The 19,455-nt window shown below is 70.6% G+C and carries 16 protein-coding genes; 5 read left to right on the top strand and 11 right to left on the bottom strand.

Annotated elements, in window-relative coordinates; translation table 11 throughout:
- Positions 1-13: 13 nt before the first annotated feature.
- The 7 genes from kdpC to JOD63_RS14085 all read right to left on the bottom strand — a co-directional run bounded on the left by kdpC (position 14) and on the right by JOD63_RS14085 (position 6,727).
- Positions 14-625 (bottom strand): K(+)-transporting ATPase subunit C, encoded by a 612-nt coding sequence (gene kdpC / locus JOD63_RS14115; RefSeq protein WP_045276697.1) that lies wholly within the window; start codon positions 623-625, stop codon positions 14-16.
- Between the two features lie 21 nt (positions 626-646).
- Positions 647-2,851: a potassium-transporting ATPase subunit KdpB gene (gene kdpB / locus JOD63_RS14110; RefSeq protein ID WP_045276698.1), complete on the bottom strand. Its 2,205-nt coding sequence runs from the start codon at positions 2,849-2,851 to the stop codon at positions 647-649.
- 2 nt (positions 2,852-2,853) lie between these two features.
- On the bottom strand, positions 2,854-4,536 hold the full coding sequence (gene kdpA / locus JOD63_RS14105; protein ID WP_045276699.1) for a potassium-transporting ATPase subunit KdpA: 1,683 nt from the start codon (positions 4,534-4,536) through the stop codon (positions 2,854-2,856).
- Complete coding sequence (kdpF, locus tag JOD63_RS18285; protein ID WP_045276700.1) at positions 4,536-4,625, bottom strand: K(+)-transporting ATPase subunit F; 90 nt, start codon at positions 4,623-4,625, stop codon at positions 4,536-4,538. Before kdpF ends, kdpA begins: the two co-directional genes overlap by 1 nt.
- Positions 4,622-4,762, bottom strand: coding sequence for a hypothetical protein (locus JOD63_RS14095; RefSeq protein WP_157004043.1), 141 nt, complete (start codon positions 4,760-4,762; stop codon positions 4,622-4,624). The genes kdpF and JOD63_RS14095 overlap by 4 nt, the downstream gene beginning before the upstream one ends.
- 187 nt (positions 4,763-4,949) lie before the next feature.
- Positions 4,950-5,411 carry a Fe-S cluster assembly sulfur transfer protein SufU gene (gene sufU / locus JOD63_RS14090; RefSeq protein ID WP_045276701.1) on the bottom strand — a complete coding sequence of 154 codons (462 nt, stop codon included), beginning with the start codon at positions 5,409-5,411 and terminating at the stop codon, positions 4,950-4,952.
- On the bottom strand, positions 5,408-6,727 hold the full coding sequence (locus JOD63_RS14085; protein WP_045276702.1) for a SufS family cysteine desulfurase: 1,320 nt from the start codon (positions 6,725-6,727) through the stop codon (positions 5,408-5,410). Before JOD63_RS14085 ends, sufU begins: the two co-directional genes overlap by 4 nt.
- Before the next feature lie 206 nt (positions 6,728-6,933).
- Here JOD63_RS14085 and JOD63_RS14080 point away from each other — a divergent pair, with 206 nt between their 5' ends.
- On the top strand, positions 6,934-8,505 hold the full coding sequence (locus tag JOD63_RS14080) for a pectate lyase family protein (protein ID WP_045276703.1): 1,572 nt from the start codon (positions 6,934-6,936) through the stop codon (positions 8,503-8,505).
- 105 nt (positions 8,506-8,610) lie between these two features.
- Here the strand turns inward: JOD63_RS14080 and JOD63_RS14075 are convergent, their stop codons facing one another.
- A complete protein-coding gene (locus JOD63_RS14075; protein WP_052682601.1) occupies positions 8,611-10,731 on the bottom strand; it encodes an APC family permease in 2,121 nt (706 codons plus the stop codon).
- Positions 10,732-10,868: 137 nt separating this feature from the next.
- Here JOD63_RS14075 and JOD63_RS14070 point away from each other — a divergent pair, with 137 nt between their 5' ends.
- Entirely contained in the window at positions 10,869-11,939 is a 1,071-nt protein-coding gene (locus tag JOD63_RS14070) for a VanZ family protein (protein WP_045276705.1), read from the top strand.
- A 69-nt stretch (positions 11,940-12,008) separates the two neighbouring features.
- Here the strand turns inward: JOD63_RS14070 and JOD63_RS14065 are convergent, their stop codons facing one another.
- The 3 genes from JOD63_RS14065 to JOD63_RS14055 all read right to left on the bottom strand — a co-directional run bounded on the left by JOD63_RS14065 (position 12,009) and on the right by JOD63_RS14055 (position 16,497).
- Positions 12,009-13,235, bottom strand: a complete 1,227-nt coding sequence (locus JOD63_RS14065) for an amidohydrolase (RefSeq protein WP_045276706.1) — start codon at positions 13,233-13,235, stop codon at positions 12,009-12,011.
- 531 nt (positions 13,236-13,766) lie between these two features.
- Positions 13,767-14,792, bottom strand: a complete 1,026-nt coding sequence (locus tag JOD63_RS14060; protein WP_045276707.1) for a LacI family DNA-binding transcriptional regulator — start codon at positions 14,790-14,792, stop codon at positions 13,767-13,769.
- A gap of 22 nt (positions 14,793-14,814) precedes the next feature.
- Entirely contained in the window at positions 14,815-16,497 is a 1,683-nt protein-coding gene (locus JOD63_RS14055) for a glycoside hydrolase family 13 protein (RefSeq protein ID WP_045276708.1), read from the bottom strand.
- 100 nt (positions 16,498-16,597) lie between these two features.
- Between JOD63_RS14055 and JOD63_RS14050 the strand changes: the two genes are divergently transcribed.
- The 3 genes from JOD63_RS14050 (at position 16,598) to JOD63_RS14040 (ending at position 19,359) form a co-directional block, all read left to right on the top strand.
- Positions 16,598-17,113: an adenine phosphoribosyltransferase gene (locus tag JOD63_RS14050; RefSeq protein WP_045276709.1), complete on the top strand. Its 516-nt coding sequence runs from the start codon at positions 16,598-16,600 to the stop codon at positions 17,111-17,113.
- Positions 17,114-17,118: 5 nt separating this feature from the next.
- Positions 17,119-17,586, top strand: coding sequence for a hypothetical protein (locus JOD63_RS14045; RefSeq protein WP_157004044.1), 468 nt, complete (start codon positions 17,119-17,121; stop codon positions 17,584-17,586).
- A 168-nt stretch (positions 17,587-17,754) separates the two neighbouring features.
- Complete coding sequence (locus tag JOD63_RS14040; RefSeq protein WP_084613685.1) at positions 17,755-19,359, top strand: nucleobase:cation symporter-2 family protein; 1,605 nt, start codon at positions 17,755-17,757, stop codon at positions 19,357-19,359.
- The last annotated feature ends 96 nt before the right edge of the window (positions 19,360-19,455 follow it).

The raw sequence follows: 19,455 nt of genomic DNA, 5'->3' as shown, positions 1-19,455 counted from the left end.
TCACCCTAGTGAGTCAGCCCGCGAGGGCGTCGAGAGCCAGGTTGAGGCTCAGCACGTTCACCCGGGGCTCGCCGAGGTAGCCGAGGTCGCGGGCTTCGGTGTGCTCCTCCACCAGCGACTGCACCTCATCGATCGGCAGTCCGCGGGCCTCGGCCACGCGGGCCGCCTGCAGCTGTGCGTACGCCGGGCTGATGTGCGGGTCGAGCCCCGACGCCGACGCGGTGACGGCGTCGGCGGGGATCTCCGACACGTCGACGCCCTCGAACGCGGCGATCGCGGCCTGCCGGTCCTGGATCGCGGCGACGAGGTCGGCGTTCTCGGGGCCGAGGTTCGACCCGCTCGAGGCGCCGCCGTCGTACCCGTCGCCCGCGGCCGACGGACGGGACTGGAAGTACTCGCGCAGCGGGGCGCCGCCGGAATCGGTGAACGGCTGGCCGAGCAGCGCGCTGCCGACGACGGCGCCGTCGGCGCTGCGGACGACGGAGCCGCCCGCCTGCCAGGGAAGGGCGATCTGGCCGATGCCGGTGATCAGCAGCGTGTAGCCGATGCCGAGCACGAGGGTGAACACGAGCATCGCGCGGACGGCGACGCCGCTCTGACGGAGGGTGGTGCGGATGGTGGACATGTCCGGTCTCCAGACGTGGGCTCAGAAGCCCGGGATGAGGCTGACGACCAGGTCGATCAGCTTGATTCCGATGAAGGGTGCGATCACGCCGCCGAGCCCGTAGACGAGCAGGTTGCGGCTCAGGGTGCGGGATGCGCTCGCCGCCCGGTACTTCACCCCGCGCAGAGCCAGCGGGATGAGGAACACGATCACGATCGCGTTGAAGATGATGGCGCTCGTGACCGCCGACGCCGCCGAAGACAGCTGCATGACGTTCAGCGCGGCGAGGCCCGGGAAGACGCCCATGAACATCGCCGGGATGATCGCGAAGTACTTCGCGATGTCGTTGGCGAGCGAGAACGTCGTGAGCGCCCCGCGCGTGATGAGCAGCTGCTTGCCGATGCGGACGATGTCGATGAGCTTCGTCGGGTCGGAGTCGAGGTCGACCATGTTGCCGGCCTCCTTCGCCGCCGACGTGCCCGTGTTCATCGCGACCCCGACGTCGGCCTGCGCCAGTGCGGGAGCGTCGTTGGTGCCGTCGCCGGTCATCGCGACGAGGTTCCCGCCCTCCTGCTCGCGCTTGATCAGGGCCAGCTTGTCTTCGGGCGTCGCTTCGGCGAGGTAGTCGTCGACGCCGGCCTCCTTCGCGATGGCCGCTGCTGTGAGCGGATTGTCGCCCGTGATCATCACCGTGCGGATGCCCATCGCGCGCAGCTCGTCGAAGCGCTCACGGAGGCCGTCCTTCACGACGTCCTTGAGGTGCACGACCCCGAGGACGCGGCCGGTCGCCGCGCCGTCTGCGTCGCTTCGCGGCGCGAGCACCGCGACGACGAGCGGCGTGCCGCCCGACTGCGCGATGAGCTCGGTCTCTCGGGTGACCTCGCTGCGCACCTCGGTGGGGACCTCGCCCGCGGACGCGAGCCAGGCGAGCACCGCACTCGCCGCGCCCTTGCGCAGCTGCGTGCCGTCTGCGAGGTCGAGGCCGCTCATGCGGGTCTGCGCGGTGAAGGGCACGACCGCGGCGTCTGCGGGGAGGGTGACGCGGATGCCGCGTGCCACGGCGAGCTCGACGATCGACGCACCTTCGGGGGTGGGGTCGGCGAGCGACGACAGGGCGGCGAGGCGGGTGAGTTCGGCATCGCCGACGCCGTGCAGGGCGACGGTCGCGGTGGCCCGCCGGTTTCCGTAGGTGATCGTGCCGGTCTTGTCGAGGAGCAGGGTCGTGACATCACCCGCGGCCTCGACCGCCCTTCCCGACATGGCGAGCACGTTGCGCTGCACGAGCCGGTCCATGCCCGCGATGCCGATCGCGCTGAGCAGCGCGCCGATCGTCGTCGGGATGAGGCAGACGAGCAGGGCGACGAGCACGGGGATCGAGACGGGGGACGCCGCGTACGACGCGATGGGGTTGAGGGTCAGCACGACCACCGTGAAGACGATCGACAGGCTCGCGAGGAGGATGCCGAGGGCGATCTCGTTCGGCGTCTTCTGGCGGGCAGCCCCCTCGACCAGCGCGATCATGCGGTCGACGAAGGTCTCGCCGGGCTTCGAGGTGATCTTCACGACGATCCGGTCGGAGAGCACGCGCGTGCCTCCGGTGACGGCCGATCGGTCGCCGCCGGACTCGCGGACGACGGGCGCCGATTCGCCCGTGATCGCCGACTCGTCGACGGTGGCGATGCCCCAGACGATGTCGCCGTCGCCGGGGATGAGGTCGCCCGCGCCGACCACGACGACGTCTCCGAGGGTGAGATCCGTGGAGGCGACCGCGACCGCGTCGGTGCGCTCACCGGCGGCATCCGTCTCGGCGTCGTAGCGCACCAGCCGGTGGGCGGTCGTCGACGTGCGGGTCTGCCGCAGGGTCGCCGCCTGCGCCTTGCCCCGCCCCTCGGCGACGGATTCCGCGAGATTGGCGAACAGGACGGTGAGCCAGAGCCAGACCGCGATGCCCCACGTGAAGCCGAACGGCAGGGGCGCGCCGCCCGAGCTCTCGGAACCGCCGAGGAACGGCTCGGCGATCGCGATCGCGGTCGTCAGGGCCGCACCGACCCAGACCAGGAACATGACGGGGTTGCGCCACAGTGCGGCGGGGTTCAGCTTGCGCAGCGCGCCCGGGAGCGCCTGGGCCAGCTGCGCCGCGCTGAACGCGCGCGAGCGTGCGGGCGTCTCGGAGGGGTGGGGTGCCGGGGCCGGCCCGTCGACGAGCTCAGGGACCGTCGATTCGGTGCGGGTGGTCGAGGTGGACATGTTCAGACGAGCCCTTCCGCCAGGGGACCCAGCGTGAGTACGGGGAAGTAGGTGAGTGCGGTGATCACGACGGCGACGACCGCCAGGAGTCCGACGAACTGCGGTCGGTGGGTGGGAAGGGTTCCGACGGTGGCCGGGACGCGTTCCTGAGCGGCGAGGGAGCCGGCGAGGGCGAGCACGAGGACGATCGGGATGAAGCGGCCCAGCAGCATCGCGACGCCGAGCGCCGTGTTGAGCCAGGGCGTGTTCGCCGTGAGACCTGCGAAGGCCGACCCGTTGTTGTTCGCCGCCGACGTGAAGGCGTAGAGCAGTTCGCCGAGGCCGTGCACACCCGGGTTCCAGATCGAGGTCGCCTCGATGTCGGAGCGGACGCCCGGGATCGCGAAGCTGAGCGCGACGCCCGTGAGGATGAGGATCGGCGTGACGAGGATGTACAGGCTCGCGAGCTTGATCTCGCGCGGGCCGATCTTCTTGCCCAGGTACTCGGGCGTGCGTCCGATGAGCAAGCCGCCGACGAACACGGCGATGACCGCGAGCACGAGCATCCCGTACAGTCCCGATCCGACGCCGCCGGGGGCGACCTCGCCGAGCATCATGTTGATCATCGGCACCATGCCGCCGAGCGCGGTGTACGAGTCGTGCATCGAATTGACCGCGCCCGTGCTCGTCAGCGTCGTCGACCCGGCGAAGAGCGTCGAGCCCCAGATGCCGTACCGCACCTCCTTGCCCTCCATCGCCGAACCCGCGAGCTGCGGAGCGGTGCCGAGCCCCCGTGATTCGAGCCACGTGAGGGCCGTGATCGACAGGAGGAAGAGCGTGCCCATCACTCCGAGGATCGCGTAGCCCTGGCGGTCGTCTCCGACCATCCGGCCGAAGGCCCGCGGCATGGCGACCGGGATCGCGAGGAGCAGTAGGATCTCGAGGATGTTCGTCCACGGCGTGGGGTTCTCGAACGGATGCGCGGAGTTGGCGTTGAAGAATCCGCCGCCGTTCGTGCCGAGCTCCTTGATCGCCTCCTGCGAGGCGACCGGGCCGCCCGGGATCACCTGGGTGCCGCCCGAGAGGGTGTCGACGGTCGTGAAGCCGGCGAAGTTCTGCACCACTCCGGCGGTGAGCAGCGCGACCGCGGCGATGATCGACAGCGGCAGGAGCAGCCGCACGATGCCTCGAGTCAGGTCGACCCAGAAGTTGCCGATGGTCGATGAGCCACGCCGAGCGAAGCCGCGCACGAGCGCGATCGCGACGGCGATGCCGACGGCGGCCGACACGAAGTTCTGCACCGCGAGCCCGGCGAGCTGCACCGTGTACCCGAGGGTGAGCTCGGGCGAGTACGACTGCCAGTTGGTGTTGGTGACGAACGAGACGGCGGTGTTGAAGGCGAGGCCCTCGGGCACGGCCGGGAGGCCGAGCGAGTAGGGCAGCACCGCCTGGAACCGCTGCAGCGCGTAGACGAACAGCACGCCCACGAGCGAGAGGGCGAGCACGCCGCGGGCGTAGCCCTGCCAGGTCTGCTCCGACCGGGGGTCGACGCCCACGAGGCGGTACATGCCGCGCTCGATGCGCCAGTCCTTCGCCGACGTGTAGACGCGGGCGATCCAGTCGCCCAGCGGTCGGTAGAGGAGCGCGAGGATGAGAAGGACGGTGGCGATCTGGAGGATGCCCGTCCACACGGTGGTGGCGTCCATCAGAACTTCTCCGGCTTCACCAGGGCGACCACCAGGTAGACGACGGCGGCGACGCCGAGCACGGCGGCGATGAGCGAGAAGACGATCACCGACGCTCCTCCCCGGTGGCCTGCTCGGGGCGGGAGGACGGCCGGGCGTGCGGGCCCATCCTCTCCACAGCGGTGGCGATCAGCGCCACGAGCGCGAAGAGCGCGATCGTGGTCGCGAGATAGACGGCATCCAGCACGGGGACTCCAGGGGCTCGGATCGCCCCGCCGGAGAGGCGGGGTTCGACATCCGATGCAACCCTGCGCGGGGTGGTGTCGCGGGCGTCCTCACGAAATGGAAACGCCCTCGGCCCACTCCCTCACGGAGCCCCTACGGTCGCGTCCCGGGGTCGGGCCCGGGATCGCGCGCTTCCGGAGGAGCCCGGTTCAGGCCCGGGCGAGGGCGTCTTCGAAGGCGACCCAGGCGAGCATCGCGCACTTCACCCGGGCGGTGTACTTCGACACCCCCGACAGTGCGGCTGCGTCGCCGAAGGTCTCCTCGTCGAGCGGGATGGTGCCGCGCGAGCGCAGCGCCTCACGGAAGCCGTCGACGAGGGCGGATGCCGCCTCGCGGCCGAGTCCGTCGTCACCGCCGTCCTCTTCGACCAGCGCGACCAGCATCGATGCGGATGCCTGTGAGATGGAGCATCCCGCCCCGTCCCACGTGATCTCGCTCACGGCCGAACCGTCGTCGGTGACCCGCACGCGCAGGGTGATCTCGTCTCCGCAGATCGGGTTGCGCTGGTACGACGTGGCGGTGCGGCCCTCGTCGTCGGCGAGACCCTTGCCGTGCGGGCGCTTCGAGTGGTCGAGGATGAGCTCCTGGTAGAGCGATTCGAGCCCGCTCATGCGCCGGCCCCGAAGAACGCGCGCACACCCGAGACGGCGTCGAGGAACGTGTCGACATCGGCCTCGGTGTTGTAGACGGCGGCCGAGGCGCGCACCGACGCGGTGAGGCCGAATCGGCGGTGCAGCGGCTGGGCGCAGTGGTGGCCGACGCGCACGGCGACACCGCGGGCATCGAGGAACTGGCCGACGTCGTGCGCGTGCACCCCGTCGACGTCGAAGGCCCACAGACCCACGCGCTCGACACCCGTGGCCCCCGAACCGGTCGTGGTCCCCGAGCCTGTCGAGGGGTCGCCGAGCAGGCGGATGCCCGGGATCGAGCGCAGTCCCTCGCCCATGCGCTGCTCGAGCGCCTTCTCGTGCGCGTGCACCGCCGGCATGCCCACCGCGTCGAGGTAGCGCACCGCCGCCGCGAGGGCGACGGCCTGCGACACCGGCTGGGTCCCCGCCTCGAACCGCTGCGGCGGAGGCAGGTAGTCGGCCTTCTCGAGCGTGACGGTGGTGATCATCGATCCGCCGGTGAGGAACGGCGGGAGCGCCTCGAGCACGTCGCTGCGTCCGTACAGTCCGCCGATCGCGTACGGCCCGAGCATCTTGTGGCCCGAGAAGACGGCGAGGTCGACGCCCAGCGCCGGCAGATCGAGCGGCAGGTGCGGCGCCGACTGGCAGGCATCCATCACCGTCACCGCACCGACCTTCTGCGCGAGCGCGATGAGCTCACCGACCGGGTTCACGATGCCGAGCACGTTCGACACGTGCGTGAACGCGACGATGCGCGTGCGTTCGCCGATGACGGATGCCGCGACCTCGAGGTCGAGCGTGCCGTCGTCGCGAACGGGGATGTGGCGAAGCACCGCGCCGGTACGGGCGGCGAGCTCCTGCCAGGGGATGAGGTTGGCGTGGTGCTCGGTCTCGGTGATCACGATCTCGTCGCCCTGCCCAAGCGCGAAGCGGGCGCTCGCCGGGGCCCCGCGACCGACCGAGGCGTTGCCGATCGCGTAGGCGACGAGGTTGAGTCCGGCGGTCGCTCCGCTCGTCCACACCAGCTGTTCGGGCTGGGCGCCGACGAAGCCGGCGACGGCGGCGCGGGCGTCTTCGAACAGCTCGGTGGCCTCGGCCGCGAGCGTGTGCGCGCCGCGGTGGACTGCCGCGTTCGATCGGGTCAGGAAGGCCACCTCGGCGTCGATGACCGCCTGCGGCTTCTGGCTGGTGGCGCCCGAGTCGAGGTAGACGAGCGGCTGCCCGTTCACCTGCTCGGCGAGCAGGGGGAAGTCGGCGCGGATCGCAGCGAGATCGAGGACGGACGCAGGGGAACTCACCCTTCCAGGCTACGCGCGATGGCGGCGCCCCGGGCGGTCGGGCGCACCCGCCGGGTGTCGATGAGATTCCTCACACCTCGCGGGAAAGGGCTTGCCGCCAGACGCATCCACCTCCTATCATGGCTGAGAAAGCGCTTTCTCGGAGCGGACGCCGAGAAGGACGCACTCGATGTCGAGTGCCCACTCAATGGTGAGAAGGAAGAGCGATGAAGAGAACGAACGTCCGCAGAACGATCGCCGCCACCGCGGCCGGAGCCCTGGTGGCAGCCGGAGCGATCATGGGAGTCAGCCTGCCCGCAGCCCACGCGGCGACCGACGGAGCCACCGGGTTCGCCACGCAGAACGGCGGCACGACCGGCGGCGCCGGAGGCGCAGTGGTGCGCGCGACGACCGGAACCGAGATCCACGCGGCGCTGTGCGCCCGCGCGACCGACACCACGCCCATCACCATCCAGGTCGAAGGGCGGATCACCCCCGGCAACACCGCGAAGGTGTCGGGCAGCTGCAACACCGCCGCCGGGGTGATCGAGCTCAAGCAGATCAGCAACGTGTCGATCATCGGCGTCGGCTCGGGTGCGGTCTTCGACGAGATCGGCATCCACATCCGCGAGGCCGAGAACATCATCGTGCAGAACGTGACCGTGCGGAACGTCAAGAAGTCGGGATCGCCGACCTCCAACGGCGGCGACGCGATCAGCATGGAGAGCAGCGTGCGCAACGTGTGGGTCGACCACACGACGCTCGAGGCGTCGGGCGGCGAGTCCGAGGGCTTCGACGGTCTCTTCGACATGAAGGCCGACACGAAGTACGTGACGCTGTCGTACAGCATCCTGCGCAACTCCGGCCGCGGCGGGCTCATCGGCTCGAGTGAGAGCGACCGCGCGAACGGGTTCGTGACGTTCCACCACAACCTGTACGAGAACATCGACTCGCGTGCGCCGCTCCTGCGCGGCGGCATCGCGCACATGTACAACAACCACTACGTGAGCCTCAACGAGTCGGGCATCAACTCGCGCGCGGGAGCTCAGGCGCGGGTCGACAGCAACTACTTCGAGGACTCGAAGGACGTGCTGGGCACCTTCTACACCGACCAGGCCGGAACCTGGCAGGTCAGCGGCAACATCTTCGACAACGTGACCTGGTCGCCGGCCAATGGCGACGACTACAACCCGGCTGGACCGAACCCCACGTCGACGACGTCGGTGTCGATCCCGTACGCGTTCACGGCGGATGCCGCGAACTGCGTGCCGAGCGTCGTCGCGGCGACGGCGGGCGCGAACACCGGCCTGAAGGTGTCGGACGGCTCGTGCACCCCGCAGAACCCCGACCCGGAGCCGACGGCGACCACGACCCCGACGCCGACGACGACTCCGACCTCCACGCCGACACCCACTCCCACGACGCCTCCCACCGGCACGAACCTCAGCCTCGGCGCGGGCGCTGACGGGTCGGGCAAGGGCGGCGGCACGTCGTACGGCAGCGCCATCGACGGATCCGCGACCACCTACTGGTCGCCGTCGGGCAGCACCGGGCGCATCTCGGTGAAGTGGGACTCGGCGAAGACCGTGTCGAAGGTCGTCATCCGCGAAGCATCCGGAGCCGTCGGCAACATCACCTCGTGGCGCGTCGTGAACAACGACACCGGCGCGGTGCTGGCCTCCGGCACGAGCGCCGGAACCGCGTCGTTCGCATCCACGACGCTGAAGAAGATCAACTTCGAGATCACGGGCTCGACCGCCACCCCGCGCGTGGCGGAGTTCGAGACGTACGCAGGCTGAACCCGAGCACGATCCGCACCCCTTCGTCCCGCACGTCCGCCGGGGCGGAGGGGTGCGACCCTTCGGATCGCTCCGCCCCGTGCCCGAAGCCGGGTCAGGCTCGGGTCATACTCCGGCGGGCGTCGGCGTCTCGGCGGACTCTGTCTGGGTCGGCGGGCCCGCAGGTCTGCTCACCCTGCGTCCGTGCCGCTCGATCGGCGGCGCCGGGCGCCCCGCCCGCTCGTCGCCCGGGAGCGGGCGCGAGCGCCGGCCGTAGATCAGCTCGGTCGAATCGAGCAGCCACGGCACCAGCGTGATCGAGACGCCGTGCACGAGCATCAGCTGCTGCGCGATGCGCCGCGAGCGCCGGTTGTGCAGCAGCGACTCCCACCAGTGGCCCACGATGTACTGCGGCAGGTACACGGTCACCACCGACGACCCGTGCTGCTCGCGGTAGTGCTTGATGAACTTCGCAACAGGCGACGCGTAGGAGCGGTACGGCGAATCGATGATCACGAGCTTCATCGGGATGCGGTGCTCCGCCCACTGGCGCTGCAGTTCGAGCACTTCGGCCTCGCTCACCGCGACGTGCACGGCGATGGTCTTGTCGTGGCGTGCCGCGAGGGCGTAGTCGATCGCCTTGATCACCGGCTTCTGCAGGCGGTTCACCAGCACGATGGCGAGGTCGCCCTCGGACCCGAAGTGGGTCGCGTCGTCGACGGCGATCTCGTGCTCAACGTCGCGGTAGTAGCGGTGCACGCCGACCATGAGCACCGCGAGCACCGGGATCGCGATGAACACGAGCCAGGCGCCGTGGGTGAACTTCGTGATCGTCACGATCAGCAGCACGAAGACGGTCATCGCCGCTCCGAGCGTGTTGATCACGAGCCCCTTGTACGCCGAGCGCCGCTCGACGGATGCCGAGACCTGGGCCGCGGCATCCGTCGGCAGCTTCGCGAGGTCGCGCAGCACACGCTTCCAGTGGCGCACCATGCCGATCTGCCCGAGTGAGAACGACACGAACACGCCGATGATGTACAGCTGGATGAGCGTGGTCAGGTTCGCGCGGAACACGACGAGCACGACGATCGCGCCGATGCCGAGCAGGATCATGCCGTTCGAGTAGACGAGCCGGTCGCCGCGCGTGTTCATCGCCTTCGGGGCGTAGCCGTCGCGGGCGAGCACCGAGCCGAGCAGCGGGAAGCCGTTGAACGCGGTGTTGGCGGCGAGCAGCAGCACGCACGCGGTCGCCGCCTGGATGATGAAGAACGGGATCGACCCGGCGCCGAACGTGGCCGCGGCCACCTGAGCCATGAGGCTCGGCTGCGGCTGACTGCAGTCGAAGCCGATGAGGTGGCACGCGTTCTCGGCGTAGTGCACGCCCGAGATGAGGCCGATCGCGGTGAGGCCGGCGAACAGCAGGATCGCGATGCCGCCCATGAGCGAGAGCGTCGACTGGGCGTTGCGCACCTTGGGCCTGCGGAACGCGGGCACGCCGTTCGACACGGCCTCGACGCCGGTGAGGGCGGAGCATCCGGACGAGAACGCGCGCAGAACGAGCAGGATCATCGCGGCCTGCGTGAGCTCTTCGCCCTGCACCGCGTACTCCGCGCTCGAGGCGACGGGCGGGTCGCCGAGCGCGGTGCGCACGAGGCCCGCGACGATCATGACGGCGACCGAGCCGATGAAGACGTAGGTGGGGATCGCGAACGCGAACGACGCCTCACGCACGCCCCGCAGGTTCACGACGATGATCAGGATGACGAAGCCGACGGCCAGCTCGATGCGGGCCGGGTCGAGTCCGGGGATGGCGGAGATGATGTTGTCGACGCCCGAGGCGACCGACACCGCGACGGTCAGCACGTAGTCGACGAGGAGGGCGGATGCCACGACCACGCCGGGCACCTCGCCGAGGTTCGTGCGCGCGACCTCGTAGTCGCCGCCGCCCGACGGGTATGCCTTGATGAGCTGGCGATAGCTGACGACGACCACGATCAGCAGCAGCACGACGCCCGCGGCGACCCAGGGGCTGAGCGCCAGGAACGCGGTGCCGCCGATGAGCAGGATCATCAGCAGCTCCTGCGGCGCGTACGCCACCGAGCTGAGCGCGTCGGACGCGAAGATCGGCAGCGCGCGGCGCTTCGGGAGCAGCTGCTCGTCGAGGGCTTCCGAGGTCAGCGGCTCGCCGATGATCAGGCGTTTCGCCAAAGGCGGCTCGTCGCTGACCTCACGGGAATCATTCGTCACGGCGGGTGATGCTACGCGCGTGCGAGCGCCGCGGACGCATCCGGAAGCCCATCCTCACGGAATCCATACGGCCGCAGCGGGCGGGTCCGGAACAGATCCGCGTGGGCAGGGTGCGCCGGGTCTGGAAGACTCGCCGCATGGGTGCGCCGGTGATGCTCGGCTTCACCGCGGTCGGTCTGAGCGCGGTCGTGGCGATCGCCGTCTTCGTGCCGTTCATCGCGTGGAGCTACCGGCGCACCGGCGGCTTCGGGTTCGCCCGGTTCGCGCTGTGGGCCGGTGCCCTGGTGTCGCTCGTCGCCATCCTGGCGTACACCCTTCTGCCGCTGCCCGACCGCGAGACGATGGTGTGCGCATCGCCGCGGTTCGAGCTCTTCGCCTTCGTCGGCGCCCTGCGCGGTGCGCTCATGCGGCCCGGGCTCTTCCTGGCCGATCCCCTCGTGCTGCAGCTGCTGCTCAACGTGCTGCTCTTCCTGCCGCTGGGCTTCTTCCTGCGCGTGCTCACGGGCCGGGGCATCCTGACCGCGCTCCTCGTCGGTCTCGGCCTGTCGCTCCTCGTCGAGACGGCCCAGCTGACCGGCATGTGGGGGTTCTACCCCTGCGCGTATCGGGAGTTCGACGTCGACGACCTGCTCACGAACACCGCGGGCGCGGTCATCGGATCGCTGATCGCCCTGGCCGTGCCCAGCCGTCATCGCGGCTTCGTGCCCGGTGCCGACACCACCTCTCCGCAGCCGGTCACCCGTGCCCGCAAGTACCTCGCGATGGTGTGCGATGTGCTGGGCGCCTGGCTCACCGCGTTCTCGGTGATGGTGATCGTGCAGGCGGTGCTGAACGCCCTCGGGGCGACGGATGCCGTCCGCGACGGCAGTGCGGCCGAGACGGTGGGCGACGTCACCGCGATCGTCGTGTGGTTCGTGGTCACCGTCACCACGGGCGCCACCGTGGGCGACCACGCGGTGCGGCTGCGGTACGAGGGAGGGCCGATCTTCGTGCCGATCGCCCGGTTCCTGCGGTGGGCGGGCGGCATCGGCGGATACCTCGTGCTCATCGCGCTGCCGACGCTCTGGGGATTCGTCGCGGCGCTGTTCGCCGTCGCATCGGTGATCGTCGTGCTCACGACACCCGACCGCCGCGGACTGCCCGGGGTGATCTCGGGTCAGCGCCTCGTCGATGCGCGCGAGCCGGTCGTCGCTCCCTCGGATGACTGAGGGCGGCCCCCGGCTCGGCCGACCGTTCGGGTCGGGCGGGAGCGCCCGGCTCGGGCGGAGGCGTCCGGCTCAGGCGGGGGCGTCGGTGAGGAACTCGCGCGCAGCGACAACGAGGTTCTCGACGCCGTTCGCGAGCGTCGGCTGCAGCAGGGGTGCGAAGAACGGCGAGTGGTTGGTCGGGATGTCGCGCTCGACGGTGCCCGCCGCCTTCGCTGCCGCGAAAGCCGCGGGGTCGACGCCGCCCCAGAACCAGAACACCAGCGGAACGCCGGCCTCGCGGGCGAACCACGAGACGTCCTCGCTGCCGGTGAACATGCCGGGATCGATGACGGTGCCGGCGCCGAACGCCCTGTCGAACGCGGCGGTGAGGCGGGCGGTCGCATCGACGTCGTTGATCGTCGGCGGGAGCGAGTGGTCGGTGACGATCACCGGCGGCTCCTCGGCGCCCGAGGCGAGCGCCTCGGCGCGCACGATGCGCTCCACCTTCTCGAGCACACGGGCGCGCGCCTCGTCGTCGGGGTAGCGGAGGCTGAGCTCGAGCTTCGCCTCGGCGGGGATGATGTTGTTCTTGAGTCCGGCGTGGATCGAGCCGACCGTCACCACCGCCACGTCGCGCGGGTCGACCTCGCGCGAGACCACCGTCTGCAGTCGCATCACCGTCGCGGCCGCCATGACGATCGGGTCGATCGTCGCCTGCGGCCGGGAGCCGTGGCCGCCGCGGCCGAGCAGGGTGACGGTGAGGCCGTCGGATGCCGCCATCTGCGTGCCGCTACGCACGCCGATGGTGCCCGCGGGAAGCGGGGTCACGTGCTGGCCGAGCACGATGTCGGGCCGCGGGAACCGGTCGAGCACGCCATCGGCGATCATCGCCTGCGAGCCGGCGCCGTACTCCTCGGCGGGCTGGAACACCGCCACGACGGTGCCGCTCCACTCGCTCTTCGTCGCGACGAGCCGCTCGAGCGCCCCCAGCAGCGAGCTCACGTGCATGTCGTGCCCGCACGCGTGCATGACGGGCACATCGGTGCCGGCGGGGTCGGTGCCCCGGGCGGTGCTCGCGTAGTCGAGGCCGGTCTGCTCGGGCACGGGGAGGGCGTCCATGTCGGCGCGCAGCCACACGACCGGGCCCTCGCCGTTTCGGATCACGGCGGCGACGCCGGTCTTGCCGACGCCCTCTTCGAACTCGATGCCGAGGTCGGTGAGGCTATGCGCGATGACCCCCGCCGTGCGCGTCTCCTGGAACGACAGCTCGGGGTGACGGTGCAGATCGATGTAGAGCGCTTCGAGGTCGAGGGTCATGCGGTCGAGCCTAGCCGGGGCCTGTCGCGTGGTCGGGGCGTTTCGTCTCGGGCGCTGCGCGTCCTCGCTCAACGACCGATTCTCCGCTCGTTGAGCGAGCGCAGCGAGACGAAACGCCTGCTCAGGCGAGGAGTCGGGCGGTTGAGCCTAGCCGGGGCCTGTCGCGTGGTCGGGGCGTTTCGTCTCGGTCGCTGCGCGTCCTCGCTCAACGACCGATTCTCCGCTCGTTGAGCGAGCGCAGCGAGACGAAACGCCTGCTCAGGCGAGGAGTCGGGCGGTTGAGCCTAGCCGGGGCCTGTCGCGTGGTCGGGGCGTTTCGTCTCGGTCGCTGCGCGTCCTCGCTCAACGACCGATTCCCCGCTCGTTGAGCGAGCGCAGCGAGACGAAACGCCCGTTCAGGCGAGGGTCATGCGGTCGAGCCTAGCCGGGGCCCGCCGCGTGGTCGGGGCGTTTCGTCTCGGTCGCTGCGCGTCCTCGCTCAACGACCGATTCCCCGCTCGTTGAGCGAGCGCAGCGAGACGAAAAGCCTGCTCAGGCGAGGAGTCGCGCGGTCGAGCCGCGCACGATCAGGTCGTACGGGAGCTCGCCCGGCTCGTGCGCGGCAGGCTCGGCGTGGGCGTCCTTCGCCTCGAGCTCGGCCAGGATCGCGTCGGCGGCGCGCTCGCCCTGCCCCTGCGGGAACTGGTCGACCGTGGTGAGGCGGAAGAACTCGCCGAGCTCGTGACCGTCGATGCCGACGACCGACAGGTCTTCGGGAACGCGGTAGCCGAGCTCTCGGGCGGCCAGCAGCGCTCCGATCGCCATCTCGTCGGATGCCGCGAAGATCGCGGTCGGCCGGCCCCCGGGCTTGCCGAGCAGCTGCTTCGCCGCGCGGAACCCGCCCTCGATCGTGAAGTCCGCAGGCTCGAACAGCGAGGGGCGCACCTCGATGCCGGCGTCGGAGAGCGCCTGTTCGAACCCCTGCCGGCGGTGCGTCGGCACGTGGAAGTCGACGTCGAACTCAGGGCTCGCCCCGATGTGGGCGATGTCGCGGTGCCCGAGCGTGAGGAGGTGCTCGGTGGCGAGGCGCGCGACCGCGAGGTCGTCGACGGTGAGGGTGGTGAGCCTCGGATTGGGGCCGCCGATGGCGATGACGGGCATGCCGAGCTCGAGCAGGCGCCCGGTCTCGTCCTCGCCGAGTTCGAGCGAGATCGCGATCACGCCGTCGACGCGCTGGCGGCGCAGGAACGTGTCGAACACGTCGCGACGCTCGTCGCGGTCGGCCGACAGGGCGTACAGCGTGATGTCGTACCCGCGGCGCATCAGTGCCGACGCGATGCCGCTCAGCACCGTCGAGAAGAACCAGCGGTCGAGGAACGGCACCAGCACGCCGATGTTGCGGGTGCGGCCCGACGCGAGACTCGACGCCGACGCCGACACGACGTAGCCGAGGCCCTTCGCCGCCGCCTGCACCTTGGTCTTCGCGGCGAGCGAGACGTGCCCGCGCCCGCTCAGCGCGCGCGAGACCGTCGCGGTCGACACTCCGGCGACCCTCGCGACCTCATCGATGCTCACCACGTCGTGGCCCGATCCGCGCGCGTCACGCGGCGGCGATCCAGACTGTCGTGTCGACGGGGAGTGCGCCGTCGGCGAGAGGGCCGCTCGCGGCGAGCACCGTGCCGGCGGGGACCGCGACGGGCTTCTCGCCGATGTTCGCGAGAACGGTCACCGCGCCGTTGCGCAGCGCCACGACGTCGTCGCCGAAGCCGTCGAGCCACACGATCGAGCCGGCACCGAGGCCGTGCTCGCGACGCAGCGCGATCAGCGTGCGGTAGAGCGAGAGCGTCGACGCGGGGTCTGCGACCTGCACGTCGCGCGCGAGCGTCGCCCACTCCGCGGGCTGGGGCAGCCACGTCGCACCGGTGTCGCTGAACCCGTAGGCCGGGGCATCCGACTCCCACGGCAGCGGAACGCGGCATCCGTCGCGTCCGTAGCGCTCGCCGTTCGTGCGGAACCAGGTGGGGTCCTGACGGGCGTCGCCCGGGATGTCGATGACCTCGGGCAGGCCGAGCTCCTCACCCTGGTACAGGTACGACGAGCCCGGCAGCGACAGCATGAGGGTGGTCGCGGCGCGAGCGCGGCGGAGGCCCACCTCGGGGATCGGCAGGCCGGGGGAGTCCGGCCCGATGCCGGCGCCCTGGGGGTTCTCGGCGGTGAGCGCGAGACGCGACGCGTGCCGCACGACGTCGTGGTTCGAGAGCACCCAGGTGCTCGGGGCGCCGACCGCGCCGAACGCGGCGATCGACTCGTCGATCACCGCGCGCTGGGCGGCGGCATCCCACGGCGTCTCGAGGTAGATGAAGTTGAACGCCTGGTGCATCTCGTCGGGCCGCACCCACCGTGCCGTCTTCTCGAGCGTCGGCAGCCATGCTTCGGCGCAGAGCGCCCGGTCGCCGTCGTACTCCTCGAGCAGCAGTCGCCAGTCGCGGTAGATGTCGTGCACGCCGTCCTGGCCCCAGTACGGAACGTCGGCGGCCTCGCCGCCCATCGAGCCGGCCTCGGGGTCGGGCAGGTAGTCGGGCAGGCCGTCGGCCTTGATCATGCCGTGGGCGACGTCGACGCGGAAGCCGTCGACACCGCGGTCGAGCCAGAACCGCAGCACCCGGCGGAACTCCTCGCGCACCTCGGGGTTGGTCCAGTCGAAGTCGGGCTGCGACGAGTCGAAGATGTGCAGGTACCACTGGCCGGGGGTGCCGTCGGCCTCGGTGATGCGGCTCCACGCGGGGCCGCCGAAGACCGACTCCCAGTTGTTGGGCGGCAGCTCGCCGCTCGTGCCCTTGCCGTCGCGGAAGATGTAGCGGGCGCGGGCGTCGCTGCCGGCGGGGGAGGCGAGCGCCTCCTGGAACCAGACGTGCTGATCCGACGAGTGGTTCGGCACGAGGTCGACGATGAGACGGATGCCGCGGGCGTGCGCCCCGGCGAGCATCTCGTCGAAGTCGGCGAGGGTACCGAACAGCGGATCGACGTCGCAGTAGTCCGAGACGTCGTACCCGGCGTCCTTCTGGGGCGAGCGCTGGAACGGGCTCAGCCAGAGGGCGTCGACGCCGAGATCGCGCAGATCGTCGAGGTGCGCGGTGATGCCCGGGAGGTCGCCGATGCCGTCACCTGTTGCGTCGGCGAACGATCGGGGGTAGATCTGGTAGATGACGGCGGTGCGCCACCATTCGGATCCCGCGGTGGTGATGGTCGCATCGTTGCGCGAAGCGGTCTCGGGCGAAGTCATGAGGCCAGGGTACTGCAAGCGCTTACATTCCGGTGTCCGCGGCGCGTGTCCGACCATCTTCGACCCGTGGCTGCGGCGCGCGCGGCGTTAGGGTTGGCGGGTGAACGAAGCCCTCGCACGCGCCGAATCGCTCATCCGCACGATCCCGGACTACCCCGAGCCGGGCATCCTCTTCCGCGACATCACGCCGCTGCTGGCCGACGGCGCCGCGCTCACCGCCGTGATCGACGCGATGATCGAGCCGTTCGCGGGCACGTTCGACGTGGTCGCCGGCGTCGAGGCGCGCGGCTTCCTCCTCGCCGGTGCCGTCGCCATGCGCGCCGACGTGGGCCTCGTGCCGATCCGCAAGGCGGGCAAGCTGCCGCGGCCCGCGGCATCCGTCGACTACGCCCTCGAGTACGGCACGGCGACGATCGAAGCGCACGACGACATCGCCGACGGCACCCGCGTGCTGCTCGTCGACGACGTGCTCGCGACGGGCGGAACCCTCGTCGCCGCGCACGAGCTCGTCGGAGCGCTCGGCGGCGTGGTGGTCGGCACCGCCGTGCTGATGGAGCTCGAGGCGCTCGGCGGCCGCGCCGCGGTCGGCGACGTGTGCTCGGTGTTCACAGCCTGATGTCCGTGCGCCGCGCACTGTCGATCGCGCTGGCCGGTCTCGTCGTCTGTGCGACGGCGACGGGGTGCAGCGATCCCGGTGCGCGCGCGGGATTCGGCCTGCCGACGCTGGATCCGCCCGACGCCGAGGAGATCGCCGGAACGGCGGCGGAGCAGCTGTACGGCGCGGTCGCGGTGGAGTCGAACGGATGCTTCACCTGGCGAGCCGACGAGCCGGGGTCGGATCCCGACGGCGCCTGGATCGTGTGGCCCGACGGCGCCCATCAGGACGACGACGAGGTCGTGCTCGCGACCGGTGAGGTCGGAGACGGCGACCCCGTCGCCGCGATCGGTGCGGTGGTCGAGGTCGACGACCTGCCAGGTGGGTCGAACGCCGACTCGTACTTCGGCTCCTTCGCCCGCTTCTGCGGCGCCGACGAGACCGGGGTGCTGGTGCTGACCGAGGCGGAACCGGGCGGCGTGCCCGTTCCCTGACGCAGGGTCTGCGATGCCCGCCGCCGTGTTGCGGGTCGGTTTCGCGCGGTGAAATCCCCGCGACGAAACTCGCCTCGCCCTGGTGACGACGCAAGCGCGCGGGTAGGTTCACCCAACGGCGACAGGGCGCATCCGCTGGTCGCCGCTCCGGGTTCAGGGAGCGCGCGCATGACGAAGACAGACGACACGGCCACCACCGGCAAGGCGGCGCGGTCACCGCGCACGGGCCGAACGGGCCGCACGATGGAGAACTCCGTCGACGCGGTTCCACCGCTCGGCCGCCTCTTCCCCCTCGGCCTGCAGCACGTGCTCGCGATGTACGCCGGCGCGGTCGCCGTGCCCCTGATCGTCGGCGGCGCGCTGGGCTTCTCGCCGGAGGAGCTCGCCTTCCTCATCAGTGCCGATCTCTTCGTCGCGGGGCTCGCCACCATCGTGCAGTCCATCGGGTTCTGGCGTTTCGGAGTGCGACTGCCGCTCATGCAGGGCGTGACCTTCGCGGCGGTGGGTCCGATGATCGCGATCGGGCAGCAGCACGGCGTGCAGACGGTGTTCGGCGCGGTGATCGCGTGCGGCGTCTTCATGATCCTCATCGCACCGTTCTTCTCGCAGCTGCTCCGCTTCTTCCCGCCGATCGTGACCGGCACCGTCATCCTCATCATCGGCCTGTCGCTCATGCGGGTCGCAGCCGGGTGGATCATGACCGGTGCGACCGAGGAGCACCCGGGCGCTCCGCCGATCAACGTGGCTTTCGCCATGGGCACGCTGCTCGTCATCGTGCTGATCGAGCGGTTCGCCCCGCCGGCGCTGCAGCGGGTGTCGGTGCTGCTGGGTCTCGTGATCGGCACGATCGCCGCCCTGTTCGTGCCCGGGATGGTCGACTGGTCGCACGTGGCCGACGCCCAGTGGTTCGCGATCGTGACCCCCTTCTACTTCGGTCTGCCGCAGTTCGAGATCTTCTCGATCCTGTCGATGCTCGTCGTCGGCATCGTGATCATGACCGAGACGACCGGCGACATGATCGCCGTCGGCGAGATCGTCGAGAAGCCGGTTACGCGTCGCCAGCTCGCCGACGGCCTGCGCGCCGACGGCCTCGGCACCGTTGTCGGCGGCATCTTCAACACGTTCCCGTACACCGCGTTCGCCCAGAACGTGGGGCTCGTCTCGCTCACCGGTGTGCGATCGCGCTTCGTCGCGACGATGGCCGGCGCGATCCTGGTGGTCCTCGGCCTCATCCCCGCGGTGGCGGCGGTGGTCGAGGGCGTGCCGCGTGCGGTGCTGGGCGGCGCCGGCATCGCGCTGTTCGGCATGGTGGCCGCGTCGGGCATCCGGACGCTGACCAAGGTGCGCTTCAACAACAAGAATGTGCTCATCGTGGCGATCTCAGTGGGCATCGCGCTCCTGCCGACGGTGACGCCGACGATCTACGAGGAGTTCCCCACCTGGTTCCAGCTGATCTTCGACTCGGGCATCTCGGCGGGCGCGATTGTGGCGATCCTGCTGAATCTGCTGCTGAACTCCGAGGAGATGCGCGCCGCGCGCGCAGCCGACCCGCACATCGACGCGTCCGACGCGGTGCGCGGCCCCGCCGCCGTCGCCCTGGTGCACCCCGACGCCGAGGGCACGGGATTGATCCCGACCCAGCTGCTCGAGGGGGCAGGGACGGATGCCGGGGAGGCCGACGATTCCGCAGCGACGGATGACGTGGCCGTGATCGTCGGCGCTGAGGCGGGAACTGATGCCGCCGAGCCGGCGGCTCCCGACGATACGAAGTAGGCCGGCCGGTCGACGCATGACCGGGCCGGTCCACACAGGTCGACCCGGCGTGGCAAAGCTCGAAGCCCGAGAACTGCCCGGGGCCGGGGCGAACCG

Source organism: Microbacterium terrae, assembly GCF_017831975.1.
Lineage (GTDB): Bacteria > Actinomycetota > Actinomycetes > Actinomycetales > Microbacteriaceae > Microbacterium > Microbacterium terrae.
This window is presented reverse-complemented; position numbering and strand designations above follow the sequence as displayed.